Below are 12,176 nucleotides of genomic sequence, written 5' to 3' on the forward strand. Positions count from 1 at the left end.
ATGTTCGCAACCGACGCTGAGAAGCGGCTTATCCCGTCGAGCGGAATGCGAGGCCCCGTCCCGCTGCTGATTGCGATCATGACCTTCGTCATCGTCGTCGTTGCCGCCGCCGGCCTCGCGCTTTCCAATACATCGTCGGTGGTGAAGGCCGGCGTCGAGAATCGCTACTCGATCCAGATCGCCGACGGTTCCGCGAAAGCTCCGGCGGCAATAGCGGCGGCACGCAAGATCCCGGAGATCACGCGGGTCGAACAAGTCGCGCCGGAGGATCTGCGCCGAACCCTGGAACGGTGGCTTGGCCCATCGGCGAGCGAAGCCGACCTGCCGATGCCGGCCATTATCGATGTCGACCTTCGCACCGGCAGCGATGCAGCCAGGGCCAAGCAATCGATCGAGGCCGCCGTCCCGGGCGCGCGCTTCATCGCCCATCGCACCAGCCTCGAGCCGCTGCTGAACGCGCTTCGGGGTCTAACCCTGCTTGCATTGGGATTGGTCTTGCTGATCGCGCTGGCGAGTGCGGCAGCGATCGTGCTCGCGGCTCGCGGCGCGCTCGATACGCATCGTGGAACCATCGATGTCATGCACGGTATCGGAGCCGAAGATCAGCAGCTTGTCCGGCTGTTCGTCCGGCAGATCGCGATCGACGCACTTTCGGGCGGAGTGGCCGGCGCGGCCGCCGCTGGCCTCGTCATCGCCCTGATTGTCGGCGGTGCCGGCTACGCCACCCTGCTGTCGGGTTCACCCCCGCTCGACTGGAATGACGCGCTGCTTCTGTTGCTCCTTCCGATTGCGATTGCGCTGCTGGCGACACAGGTTGCAAGGGGCGCGCTGATGCGGGCATTGCGCGAGCGCTTATGATTGCCCGCTTCCTCGCCTTTCTAATGGTGCTTTACGCCCTCGGCTTCGCCCTGTTCGCTGTCACCCTGGGCACGCCCGCCGCTGCCGACACGCCGAAGGTAGACGCGATTGTCGTCATTACCGGCGGTAAGGGCCGGATCGAACATGCGGCCAGCCTGCTCGCCGACGGCAAGGGCAAGCGCCTTCTGATTGCCGGCGCCGATCCTTCGGTGCGCAAGGTGGACCTGGTCCGTCGCCTCGGCGGCAAGGAAAAGCTGTTCGACTGCTGCGTCGACCTCGGCTCGGAATCGGTCGATACGCGGTCCAATGCGGAAGAAGCCAATCGCTGGCTGGAGCGACGGAAGTATCGCAGCATCCGGCTGGTGACGAGCGACTGGCACATGCGGCGGGCTCGCTACGAGTTCAATCGGCAGCTAGACGCGAATATCAAGATCATCCCTGATGCCGTTAAGACAGAGCCCAATTTCATGACCCTGTTCGCCGAATATAACAAATATCTGCTTCGGCGGCTCAGCGTCTGGCTGGACATCTGATGACCTGGCTCCGTTCGCTGCTGTTCGCGCTGCTCTTCTACCCGGGCACGCTGATTTATGTCCTGACGGTGATTGCCGTCGCGCCGATCGGGGATCGGCCCGTGCAAGCGGTCGTCCATGCCTGGTCGGCCTTCCACCACTGGCTGGTCCGGAACATCGTCGGCATCCGCATGGAGTGGGACGGCGAGATTCCGGACGGCGCCTATCTCATCGCGGTAAAGCATCAATCGATGATGGAAGCGGTCGACACGCTTCACTTCGCCAATACGCCGGTCGTGGTGATGAAGCGGGAGCTTACCGTCATCCCCTTGTTCGGCTGGGTGACGCGACGTTACGGAGTGATCGGCGTCGATCGCGATGCCGGGGCGAGCGCGCTTCGAGCGATGATGGCCGAGGCGAAGGCGGCGATCGCCGGCGGCCGGCCTGTCCTCATTTTCCCGGAGGGGACGCGCGTTGCCCATGGCGAATCCCCGCCGCTGCAGCCGGGCTTTGCCGGTCTTTACCGGGCGCTAGGCCTGCCTGTCGTGCCCGTCGCGCATGACGTTGGCCGGCTGTGGCACAAGGGCTTTTTGAAGCGGTCGGGAACGGTTCACTTCAAGGTTGGGGAAGTTATCCCTGCCGGTCTGAAGCGCGACGAAATCGAGCGTCGCGTGCATGAAGCCATCAATGCCCTCAACTAGGACCGAAGGCTCGCACCCAGTTTCTCCGCCGCCGCGACAACCTTCTTCGACACTTCGGTGATCTCCGCGTCGGTGAAGCTCTTCTCGCCGGGCTGCAACGTGATCTCAACCGCAAGGCTGAGGCCCTGCTCGCCCTCATAGCGATCGAACAGCCGCGCACAGGTGATCAGCGCCTTGTCGGCACCGCGGATCGCACGGACCAGATTGTCGGCGGCCAGGTCAGCCGGAACCATGAACGCGAAATCCCGGGTGATGGCTTGCAGCAGGGGCGGCGAATAGGCCGTCCTTGCCCGCTCGGTCGCACGCGACGCCGGGATTGCATCGAGGTAGATTTCCGCCGCGACCGTGCCGGTCGGCAGGTCCAGCGCCTTGGCGACGCGCGGGTGAAGCTCGCCAAAGGCGGCAAGAATGTTCTTGCCCAGCCCAAGCGTTGCCGACCGGCCCGGGTGCCAGGTTTCGCCAGCGCCCATGGTGAGCTGCAGGTTGGCGGTTGGCGCTCCGGCCGCGTCGAGCAAGGCCAGCACCTCTGCCTTGGCGTCGAACGGGTCGAACCCGCGGGCCTTGCCGTCCTGCCAGTTGCGCGGTGTCCGGTCGCCGGCCAGCAGGATGCCGACCGTCGGCCGCTCGGCATCCGCAAGATAACGCCGTCCGACTTCGAACAGGCGGATGCTGGTCGCGCCGCGATCCGCGTTGCGCCGAACGGCTGTCGCAAGACCCGGCATCAGCGACGGGCGCATATGCTTCATTTCCTCGCTGATCGGGTTCGCAAGGACATGCGGCGCACCACCGAACAGCGCCGCCTCTTCGGCGCCGATGAAGCTCCAGGTAACGGCCTCGTCGAGGCCACGGGCGGCGGCGGCGCGGCGAACCCGGCGCTCGATCATCTGGCTGCGGGTTGCGGTCGGCCGGGCCACGCCCTCGGCGCGCGGCAGGGGGGCGGCAGGAATCGCGTCATATCCGATGATCCGGGTCACTTCCTCGACCAGGTCGGCAGTGCCCTCGATGTCGCGGCGCCAGCTCGGGACGATTGCGTCGCTGCCTTCGATACGGAATCCGAGCCGCTCCAGGATCTTCTGCTGCTCGTCGACCGGGACTTCGATGCCACCAAGCGCAGCAGTCCGGTTCGGATCAAAACGCACGCGCCGCGGCTCGACCGGCGGCTCGCCTGCACGGGTCAATCGGCTGGCCTCGCCCCCGCAAATGTCGAGGATATGACCGGTAAGGATCGCCAGCCCGTCGTCGAGGAAGGCCGGATCGACTCCACGCTCAAAGCGGCTGCGCGCATCGCTGGTCAGCTGCAGCTTCTGCCCCGTCCGCGCGATATTGTCTGGCGTGAAATAGGCGATCTCGAGGAGCGTTTCGGTAGTCGTCTCGCTGACCCCCGAATGCTCGCCGCCCATGATCCCGCCAATGTCGTGGACCTGGGCGTCGTCGGCGATCACGGTCATCGTGCCGTCGAGCTCATATTCCTTTTCGTTGAGCGCCAGCACCTTCTCGCCATCCTTGGCGCGGCGGGCACTGACGGCGCCCCGTAGCTCGCGAAGGTCATAGGCGTGCGCCGGCCGGCCAACGTCCAGCATTACATAGTTGGTGATGTCGACCAGTGCTGAAATCGGCCGCTGGCCCGCGGCTTTCAACCGCTGCTGCATCCAGTCCGGTGAGGCGCCATTAGTAAGCCCGCGTACGGTCCGGCCGTAGAATGCCGGGCATCCTTCCGGATCGTCGATGCGGATCTCGACCGGGTTGTCGAAGCTTCCCTCGATCGCCGGAATGTTGAGCGGTTTCAGTTTTCCGAGACCGGCCGCCGCGAGGTCGCGCGCGATGCCGCGAACGCCCATGCAATCCTGCCGGTTCGGGGTGATGGCAACGTCGAACACTGCGTCGTCCAGCCCGGCAAAATCGGCGAAGCTGGCTCCAACGGGCGCATCGGCGGGAAGCTCGATAATCCCGTCATGATCTTCGCCCAGCTGCAGTTCGCGCGCGGAGCACATCATACCGTTGCTTTCGACGCCGCGGATCGCCGCCTTCTTCAACGTGAAGTCGCTGCCCGGAACATATGTGCCCGGCCCCCCGAACACGCCGACCAGACCGGCCCGCGCATTGGGTGCGCCGCAAACGACCTGCAGCGCTTCGCCGTCGCCACTGTCGACGGTCAGCACCTGCAGCTTGTCGGCCTGCGGATGACGTTCCGCCGTAATGACGCGAGCAACCCGAAACGGGCGCAAGGCCTCGGCGGGGTTGTGGACGCCTTCGACCTCCAGCCCGATGCGGGTCAGCGTTTCAGCGACGGTGAGGGCATCCGCCTCGGTATCGAGATGGTCCTTCAGCCAGGACAGGGTGAACTTCATGCGCCGACTCCCCCGCTGAGCGTGGGTACGTCGAGGAAGCGGAACCCGTAATGCTTCATCCAGCGAAGGTCGCCGTCGAAGAATGCGCGCAAATCGTCCATCCCATATTTGAGCATCGCCAGCCGATCGACGCCGGTGCCGAACGCGAAACCCTGCCATTCGTCAGGATCCAGGCCGCAGGCGGCGATCACCTTGGGGTGGACCATCCCGCTGCCGAGGACCTCCATCCAGCCTTCCGATCCGCCGACGACGCGGCGGCCCTTTTCCATCGACCAGCCGACATCGACCTCGGCCGACGGTTCGGTGAAGGGGAAGTAGCTAGGACGCATCCGAAGCACGACGTCATCGCGTTCGAAGAAGGCCTTGAGGAAGGTCTCCAAGGTCCATTTGAGGTGGCCGAGCGTGATCGCCTTGTCGATCACCAGCCCCTCGATCTGGTGGAACATCGGCGTGTGCGTCGCGTCGCTGTCCGATCGATAGACGCGGCCCGGCGCGATGATCCGGATCGGGGGCTGCTTCTTCTGCATCGTCCGGATCTGGACCGGCGATGTGTGGGTGCGCAGGACCATCGGCGCGCCGTCCTCGCCCTTCTCATCCATGTAGAAAGTGTCCTGCATCGCTCGGGCAGGATGCGTCTCGGGAATGTTGAGCGCGGAGAAGTTGTGCCAGTCGTCCTCGATCTCCGGCCCCTCCGCGACCGAGAAGCCAAGGTCGGCGAAAATCTCGGTGAGTTCGTCCATCACCTGGCTGACCGGGTGGATCGAACCGCGGGGCGCTTCGGCGGACGGCAGCGACAGGTCGAGCCGCTCGGTTGCCAGCCGCCGCTCCAGCTCGGCGCCTTCCAGCGCAGCCTTCTTCGCGGCGATCGCATCCGTCACCGCTTCGCGAAGCGAGTGGATCTTCGGCGCCTCGGCAGTGCGCGTGTCCGCATCCATCTTGCCCAGCGATTTCAGCAACTGGGTGATCTCCCCAGACTTGCCGAGTGCGGCGACCCGCACGCCGTCAAGCGCGGCAAGATCGGCGGCGGCGGCGATTTCCTGGTCGAAACGGGCCTGGAGCTGCTGGACGGACACGTGAAGTTCCTTGGGATTAAACGTCGGCGGGCTTAAGCAGGATATGGGGGGCAAGCGCAAGGAGTAGCGCCATGAGCGATGGCTGGCCGGCCTTTGATGTTGAACGCGATTCCCCGACCTTCGCCTTGCTCCATCTCGCCAGCCAGATGCTCGGCAAGCTGCGCGTCGCCCATGCCCCATGGGCCAACCATGGCTGGCACGTCACTTTGGCGCCGGTGGCCGAGGGGCTGGTCATGCCGCCGATCGCGGCGGGCGGAAGGCGGTTCGAACTGGTGCTCGACCTGTGCGCCCATGCCATCGTGCTCCGGACCAGCTCGGGATCGCGCGATGCGATTCCGCTGGAAGGCACTAGCGTTTCCGGCATTCACAGCGCCCTGATCGCGATGCTCGACCGGAACGGCCTTCCGTCCAATTTCAACGGCCGCCCGAGCGAATTGCCGGACGCCCTTCCCTTTGCCGAGGATGAAGCTCCGCGCGGCTACAATCAGGATTCCGCCGAGCGGCTCCGCGATGCGCTCGCACGGGTCGTGCCGGTGTTCGAACGCTTCCGCGCGGGCTTCCTCGGCAAGGCTAGCCCGGTCCATTTCTTCTGGGGCAGCTTCGACCTGGCGGTAACGCGCTTTTCGGGCCGGGAGGCGCCGCAGCATCCCGGAGGGATTCCAGGGCTGCCCGACCGGATCACCCGCGAGGCCTATAGCCATGAAGAATCGAGCGCCGGCTTCTGGCCGGGCGGCGTTACCGCCGCGGATCCTATCTTCTACAGCTATGCCTATCCGGAGCCGAAAGGCTTCCGCACCGCTGCGGTCGATCCGGCAGCCGCGAGGTTCGACGAGACGCTTGGCGAATATGTGCTGCCCTATGACGATGTGCGGCGCTCGGCCAATCCCGAGGCGGAGCTGATGGCTTTCCTCCAGTCCAGCTACGATGTGGCCGCCAATTTGCTCCATTGGGACCGGGATGCGCTGGAGCGGGAAGTCGCCGCGCCCTAGCTGACGAACGGAAAGGGCGAGATCGTCTTTTTCGTCCGGTCGACCGCAAGCATCCGACCCGCAGGCGGGGTCGCGCGATAAGCGCAATCGATCCGTGGACAGATTGCGCAGGCGGGGCCGACCGGCGTGACCGGCGCCTTTTCCAGATCGTAGACGTCGGCGCAGCTGAGCTTGTGCGCGTGCCGGATGTCGCAGCCCAGCCCGATCGCCAGCAGGCTCGCGCCCAGCTCCGTCTTGATCGGCCGATCGATGGTCCGCGACACGGTGAAGTAGCGGTGGCCGTCCGGCGTCTCGATCAGCTGCGTGACCGCCTGCCCCGCCGTCTGGAACGCCGTGTGCAGATTCCATCGCGGGCACGTTCCGCCGAAGCGGGAGAAGGGGAAGTTCTCACCGGCGTATCGCTTGCTGATGTTCCCCGCCGGGTCGACCCGAAGCATGAAGAAGGGCACGCCGCGCGCGCCGGGGCGATTGAGCGTGGTCAGGCGGTGCGCCACCTGTTCGACATTGGCTCCATACTCCCCGCACAGCCGATCGATCGAGTAGCGATACTGCTCGGCGCTGGCGAGGAAGCGGCCATAGGGCATCATGATCGCGCCGGCCGCATAATTGGCGAGGCTCATGTGCAGCAGCTGGCGAACGCCTTCGTCCGGCGGCGCGGCCTCGGCCACGATTTTGTCGAGCACGTCAGCGAATTCGATCAGCGCCAATTGATAGGCGAGCGCGAAGGTCCGGTTTTCGGGCCGCAGCTGCGACGAGATCAGGAATTGCCGCCGGTCGGCATCGTAGAGTTGGCTGACATTGCCGAGCTCCGCCTGCGGAACGACGCGCGCGGCAATACCCCAGGCTTCCTTCAGCCGGCGCCGCATCGGCTCCGACATGGACAGCGGATCGCTTAGCGCGCCGCCCAATGTCTCGGCTGCTGCTTCAAGGTCGGGATAATGGTTGCGATGCTGCTGGATATAATCGCGGACCCAATTCTCCGGCGTCACCACCGACCGAACGTCGCCAGCGTTCGCAATCTCCGGGTTGCGGGCGGCTTCCTTCAACGCGGTATAGAGCCGCGCGATGGCATCGGCGACGGCTGGCGCATTGTTGGCAAGCTCGACCAGCTCGTAGCGCGGCACGCCGAGATCGCTGAGCAGGACATCGGAGAATATCTCGGCCAGCGCGTCAGGCCCGGTCTTCGCACTACCGCCATTGGCCGCGAAGCTGCGGACATCCACCTCATATTGCTCCGCCAGCTTCAAAAGCAGCGCGGCCGTCACGGGCCGCTGGTTGCGCTCCAGATGGTTGAGGTAGCTCGGACTAATCGCAAGGCTCAGCGCCATGTCGGTCTGCGACATTTGATGATCGCGGCGGAGGCGGCGGAGGCGGTGGCCAAGGAACAGCTTGCTGGACATTTCCGAAGGTCTGTCAATTTCGCCCAGGGATCACAAGTCAAGTTGTGACAATTCGACGCTTTTTGCCGGTGCCTCTCGGTAGCGACCTGTGTTTCTCATCCATGCATGACCTGGGTTCGCCCGCTGGAGAGATGGCATGACAAGTTTTGACCAATGCGTGATTGCACCCCCCGGACGCTTCGACGGGATCGAACGCCCCTATTCGCCCGAGGATGTGCTTCGGCTTCGCGGATCGGTTCCGATCGAGCATAGCCTGGCCCGGCGCGGCGCGCTGAAGCTGTGGGAATTGCTGAAGCGGGACGAGCCCATCCGGGCGCTGGGCGCCGTCACCGGCAACCAGGCAATGCAGATGGTGCGCGCAGGATTGCAGGCAATCTATCTCTCCGGCTGGCAGGCGGCGGCCGACGCCAACACCGCCGGCGCCATGTATCCCGACCAATCGCTCTATCCGGCCAACACGGGCCCTGAACTGGCCCGCCGCATCAATCGGAGCCTGCAACGCGCCGACCAGATCGAACATTCGGAAGGCGGCGTTCAGCGCGATTGGTTCGCGCCGATCGTCGCCGATGCCGAGGCCGGCTTCGGCGGCCCCCTCAACTGCTTCGAGATCATGAAAAGCTACATCGAGGCGGGCGTCGCCGGGGTTCATTTCGAGGATCAGCTCGCATCCGAAAAGAAATGCGGCCATTTGGGCGGCAAGGTGCTGATCCCCACCCAGGCCGCGATCCGAAACCTCGACGCGGCGCGGCTGGCGGCGGATGTCTCCGGCGTTCCGACCATCCTCGTCGCGCGGACCGATGCGGAGAGCGCGCGGCTGATCACTAGCGATGTCGACGAACGCGACCGACGCTTCCTGACCGGCGAGCGAACGCAAGAAGGCTTCTTCCGGCTGAAGGAAGGGTCCGGCCTCGATCATTGCATCGCGCGCGGCCTCGCCTTTGCGCCGCATGCCGACCTTCTCTGGTGGGAAACCAGCCATCCCGACCTGAACGATGCCCGGATCTTCGCCGAGGCAGTGCACAAGCAATATCCGGGCAAGCTGCTGGCCTATAATTGCTCGCCCAGCTTCAACTGGAAGGCCAAGCTGGACGAAGCGACGATCGCCAAGTTCCAGCGCGAACTCGGCGCGATGGGCTACAAGTTCCAGTTCGTCACCCTCGCCGGCTTCCACAGCCTCAACCATGGCATGTTCGAGCTTGCGTCCGGCTATCGCGATCGCGGCATGACCGCTTACTCCGAGCTTCAGCAGGCCGAGTTCGACAGCGAAGCAGCCGGCTACACCGCGACCCGCCACCAGCGGGAAGTCGGCACTGGCTATTTCGACGCGATCGCCACCGCCATTTCGGCCGGCCAGGCGTCGACCACCGCACTCGGCGATTCCACCGAGGCGGCGCAGTTCGCCCACGCTTAGGGAGACAGACGATGACGACACGCTATTGGGTTCTCGGCGGCGAATATCGGAACTGCCGCTTCGATGAGGTCGTGCCCGGAACCGAGGAAATCTCGGGGCCCTTCCACGATCTCCATCGCGCCCGGACCGAATGGACCCGCCTCACCTTCCGCGACCGGCTTGGCGCCACTACACGCTATGTAATCACCCAGGAGGCGATGCGCGGATGAGCAATGTTCTCGATCGGCCGGTGGCGGTTGCTTCCCATTCCCCGCTGCCCGGTGCCGACGAAATCCTGACGGACGGTGCGCTTGGCTTTATCGCGGAGCTTCACGAACGGTTCGATGACCGGCGGAAACAGCTGCTGGCTGACCGGATCGAGCGGCAGAAGCGGTTCGATCGCGGAGAGCTTCCCGATTTCCCGCCAGAAACGGCGCACATCCGCGAGTCAGATTGGAGAATCGGATCGATTCCGGCCGATCTTCAGGACCGCCAGGTCGAGATCACCGGGCCGACCAATGCCAAGATGGTCATCAACGCGCTCAACAGCGGCGCGAAGGTCTTCATGGCCGATTTCGAGGATGCGACCGCGCCCACCTGGGACGAGCTGATCCGGGGCCAGATCAACCTCAGGAACCGCTGGCTCGGCAGGCTCCGCTTCACCGACCCCGCCACGGGCAAAGACTATGCCATCGGCCCGAATCCGGCGGTGCTGATCGTCCGTCCGCGCGGTTGGCACCTCATCGAACGCCATGTCACGGTTCGGGGCGAACCGGTCTCGGGCGCCTTGTTCGATTTCGGGCTCTATGTCTGGAATTGCGCAAAGGCCGCGCTCGAGGCCGGTTCAGGACCCTATTTCTACCTTCCCAAACTCGAAAGCCGGTTTGAGGCCGCACTTTGGAGCGACGTATTCGAGTTCACAGAGGAGTGGCTCGGCCTCGACCGTGGGACGATCAAGGTAACCGTGCTGATCGAAACGCTACCGGCAGCGTTCGAGATGGACGAGATCCTTTACGAACTGCGGGAAAATATCGTCGGCCTCAACTGCGGCCGATGGGATTATATCTTCTCCTATATCAAACGCCTCGGCCGCTCTCCCGACCGGATCACGCCCGACCGGTCCGCGATGACAATGGATAAGGCGTTCCTCGCGGCCTATTCGCTGCGGCTTGTTGCGACCTGTCACCGCCGTGGCGCTTTCGCGATGGGCGGCATGTCGGCATTCATCCCGGTGAAGGGCGATGACCGCGCCAACTCGGAAGCGATCGCCAAGGTTCGCGCCGACAAATTGCGTGAAGTCGGCAACGGACATGACGGCACCTGGGTCGCTCATCCGGCACTGGTTCCCGTCGCTCTTGATGCATTCCGGGAAATGCACGGCCCCAACCAGTTGTTCTTGATTCCAGAGGAAATTCCCACGCGGCATATGATGCTCGCACTGCATCAAGGAGCACGGACCGAGGCGGGCGCCCGCGAAAATATCCGCGTCGCGGTCCAATATATCGCTGCGTGGCTTGGGGGACGCGGCGCGGTGCCGCTCTACAATCTGATGGAAGATGCGGCGACCGCCGAGATTTGCCGGGCCCAGCTTTGGCAATGGCTGAGGTTCGAAGCGCCCTTCGATGACGGCCGTCGTTTCAGCCGCGATTTATTCGAAGACTGGCTCGCCGAGGAACTGGCGGCGTTGGGTGATGTGCCGAACCTGAAAGCCGCCGCCCGGCTGCTCCATGAACTGGTCACCGACGACGAGTTCGAGGAGTTCCTGACACTCCCCGCTTACGACTTGTTGGCCTGATCGGATTCCATGATTCGGCGCCCAAACATCATCAGGATGAATACGAACCAGGCTGCCGCCGCGATGAACCCGATGACGAAAACCAATGGCCAGCGTACCCAGCCAATCGGGAGCAGCCAGGCACCATAGGTGAGGGCCGACAAGACGAAGACCATCGCGCAGATCTTGAGCCAATCGAGCAGTGGGAATCCCGGAAATCCGGTCAGTTCTTCGATCGGATCGGTCGGCAGGAACACATCGGGCCCCTGCGGATCGTAAAGGACGAGCTCATGTTTCCTGGCCAGCGCGACGATCGCCGTAATGACCGCGTCGTCGGCACCCCAGCGGACTTCAACCGAAAGTAACCGGTCAGTCTGGTAGAATGGCATCTCGGCCCAGGGATCGCCGCCCTCGACACCGCGAATTTCGCTGAGCGCCTCCGGCTTGTAGCGGCTCCGCTCCTCCTCGGACATTCGGGCGACCGTCTCTTCGTTGGAGAGGTCGCGCCACGGGTAAAGGCGTCTCAGTTCCTCGGCAACAACGGCAATGTCACCGCTCGGCTCGAACGCGCTGTCGTCTTCCGTTTCGTACCAGGCCTTGAGCAGTTGCTGCGCATCGTCGGGATCGTCGACGACCGGCGCCTTCCACAGGATCAGCGTCATGCTCATGGCGCGACGCTAGTCCGGAGCGGGCGCAACGAAAAGGGCGCCGGGATTTCTCCCGACGCCCTCCTTTGTCTCGTAAGCCGGAGTGCTTACGCCGCCTTGGGCAGCGCAGCCTTGGCTTGAGCGATGATCGCGCTGAACGCTTCCGCTTCGTGCATCGCGATGTCGGCCAGGACCTTCCGGTCGAGGTCGATGTTCGCAAGCTTCAGCGCGTGCATGAACTGACCATAGGTCAGTCCTTCGGCGCGAACCGCCGCGTTGATGCGCTGGATCCACAGGGCGCGGAAGCTCCGCTTCTTCACCTTGCGGTCGCGATAAGCGTACTGCCCGGCCTTTTCGACGGCCTGGCGGGCGATACGGATCGTGTTCTTGCGACGGCCATAATAGCCCTTCGCATTCTCGAGGATCCGCTTGTGCTTGGAGCGGGTGGTTACACCCCTCTTGACGCGTGCCATGTCTCGCTAGC

The 12,176-nt window shown here is 64.3% G+C and carries 12 protein-coding genes; 7 read left to right on the plus strand and 5 right to left on the minus strand.

What is annotated here, in order from left to right; all coding sequences use genetic code 11:
- Genes LZ496_RS08530 through LZ496_RS08540 form a run of 3 tightly spaced genes read left to right on the plus strand, consistent with a single transcriptional unit; the run spans window position 1 to window position 2,071 of the window.
- Window positions 1-858, plus strand: coding sequence for an FtsX-like permease family protein (locus tag LZ496_RS08530; RefSeq protein ID WP_366516733.1), 858 nt, complete (start codon window positions 1-3; stop codon window positions 856-858).
- Entirely contained in the window at window positions 855-1,391 is a 537-nt protein-coding gene (locus tag LZ496_RS08535) for a YdcF family protein (RefSeq protein ID WP_249904209.1), read from the plus strand. The genes LZ496_RS08530 and LZ496_RS08535 overlap by 4 nt, the downstream gene beginning before the upstream one ends.
- On the plus strand, window positions 1,391-2,071 hold the full coding sequence (locus tag LZ496_RS08540) for a lysophospholipid acyltransferase family protein (protein WP_366516713.1): 681 nt from the start codon (window positions 1,391-1,393) through the stop codon (window positions 2,069-2,071). Before LZ496_RS08535 ends, LZ496_RS08540 begins: the two co-directional genes overlap by 1 nt.
- Here the strand turns inward: LZ496_RS08540 and pheT are convergent.
- Window positions 2,068-4,419, minus strand: a complete 2,352-nt coding sequence (gene pheT / locus LZ496_RS08545) for a phenylalanine--tRNA ligase subunit beta (protein WP_249904210.1) — start codon at window positions 4,417-4,419, stop codon at window positions 2,068-2,070. The genes LZ496_RS08540 and pheT overlap by 4 nt on opposite strands.
- A complete protein-coding gene (gene pheS / locus LZ496_RS08550) occupies window positions 4,416-5,492 on the minus strand; it encodes a phenylalanine--tRNA ligase subunit alpha (RefSeq protein ID WP_249904211.1) in 1,077 nt (358 codons plus the stop codon). The genes pheT and pheS overlap by 4 nt, the downstream gene beginning before the upstream one ends.
- Before the next feature lie 71 nt (window positions 5,493-5,563).
- On the opposite strand from pheS, the gene LZ496_RS08555 reads away from it, so the two are divergent.
- A complete protein-coding gene (locus LZ496_RS08555; protein WP_249904212.1) occupies window positions 5,564-6,481 on the plus strand; it encodes a DUF5996 family protein in 918 nt (305 codons plus the stop codon).
- Here LZ496_RS08555 and LZ496_RS08560 read toward each other — a convergent pair.
- Window positions 6,478-7,881, minus strand: coding sequence for a helix-turn-helix domain-containing protein (locus tag LZ496_RS08560; protein WP_249904213.1), 1,404 nt, complete (start codon window positions 7,879-7,881; stop codon window positions 6,478-6,480). The genes LZ496_RS08555 and LZ496_RS08560 overlap by 4 nt on opposite strands.
- A 136-nt stretch (window positions 7,882-8,017) precedes the next feature.
- Here LZ496_RS08560 and aceA point away from each other — a divergent pair, with 136 nt between their 5' ends.
- Genes aceA through aceB form a run of 3 tightly spaced genes read left to right on the plus strand, consistent with a single transcriptional unit; the run spans window position 8,018 to window position 11,066 of the window.
- On the plus strand, window positions 8,018-9,292 hold the full coding sequence (gene aceA / locus LZ496_RS08565; protein ID WP_249904214.1) for an isocitrate lyase: 1,275 nt from the start codon (window positions 8,018-8,020) through the stop codon (window positions 9,290-9,292).
- Between the two features lie 11 nt (window positions 9,293-9,303).
- The gene (locus LZ496_RS08570; RefSeq protein ID WP_249904215.1) at window positions 9,304-9,501 is read left to right on the plus strand and encodes a DUF4170 domain-containing protein; all 198 of its coding nucleotides are present in this window, start codon (window positions 9,304-9,306) and stop codon (window positions 9,499-9,501) included.
- Entirely contained in the window at window positions 9,498-11,066 is a 1,569-nt protein-coding gene (gene aceB, locus LZ496_RS08575) for a malate synthase A (RefSeq protein ID WP_249904216.1), read from the plus strand. The genes LZ496_RS08570 and aceB overlap by 4 nt, the downstream gene beginning before the upstream one ends.
- Here the strand turns inward: aceB and LZ496_RS08580 are convergent.
- Window positions 11,048-11,713: a hypothetical protein gene (locus tag LZ496_RS08580; RefSeq protein WP_249904217.1), complete on the minus strand. Its 666-nt coding sequence runs from the start codon at window positions 11,711-11,713 to the stop codon at window positions 11,048-11,050. The genes aceB and LZ496_RS08580 overlap by 19 nt on opposite strands.
- A gap of 86 nt (window positions 11,714-11,799) precedes the next feature.
- On the minus strand, window positions 11,800-12,165 hold the full coding sequence (gene rplT, locus LZ496_RS08585; RefSeq protein WP_249904218.1) for a 50S ribosomal protein L20: 366 nt from the start codon (window positions 12,163-12,165) through the stop codon (window positions 11,800-11,802).
- Between the last annotated feature and the right edge of the window lie 11 nt (window positions 12,166-12,176).

Origin of the sequence: Sphingomonas caseinilytica (assembly GCF_023516455.1) — a bacterium.
GTDB lineage: Bacteria > Pseudomonadota > Alphaproteobacteria > Sphingomonadales > Sphingomonadaceae > Sphingomicrobium > Sphingomicrobium caseinilyticum.

What these genes read in the sequence shown, in the direction of transcription:
- LZ496_RS08530 (WP_366516733.1), top strand. Translation starts at nt 1, where the DNA reads ATGTTCGCAACCGACGCTGAGAAGCGGCTTATCCCGTCGAGCGGAATG.
- LZ496_RS08535 (WP_249904209.1), top strand. Translation starts at nt 855, where the DNA reads ATGATTGCCCGCTTCCTCGCCTTTCTAATGGTGCTTTACGCCCTCGGC.
- LZ496_RS08540 (WP_366516713.1), top strand. Translation starts at nt 1,391, where the DNA reads ATGACCTGGCTCCGTTCGCTGCTGTTCGCGCTGCTCTTCTACCCGGGC.
- pheT (WP_249904210.1), bottom strand. Translation starts at nt 4,419, where the DNA reads ATGAAGTTCACCCTGTCCTGGCTGAAGGACCATCTCGATACCGAGGCG.
- LZ496_RS08555 (WP_249904212.1), top strand. Translation starts at nt 5,564, where the DNA reads ATGAGCGATGGCTGGCCGGCCTTTGATGTTGAACGCGATTCCCCGACC.
- LZ496_RS08560 (WP_249904213.1), bottom strand. Translation starts at nt 7,881, where the DNA reads ATGTCCAGCAAGCTGTTCCTTGGCCACCGCCTCCGCCGCCTCCGCCGC.
- aceA (WP_249904214.1), top strand. Translation starts at nt 8,018, where the DNA reads ATGACAAGTTTTGACCAATGCGTGATTGCACCCCCCGGACGCTTCGAC.
- LZ496_RS08570 (WP_249904215.1), top strand. Translation starts at nt 9,304, where the DNA reads ATGACGACACGCTATTGGGTTCTCGGCGGCGAATATCGGAACTGCCGC.
- aceB (WP_249904216.1), top strand. Translation starts at nt 9,498, where the DNA reads ATGAGCAATGTTCTCGATCGGCCGGTGGCGGTTGCTTCCCATTCCCCG.
- LZ496_RS08580 (WP_249904217.1), bottom strand. Translation starts at nt 11,713, where the DNA reads ATGAGCATGACGCTGATCCTGTGGAAGGCGCCGGTCGTCGACGATCCC.
- rplT (WP_249904218.1), bottom strand. Translation starts at nt 12,165, where the DNA reads ATGGCACGCGTCAAGAGGGGTGTAACCACCCGCTCCAAGCACAAGCGG.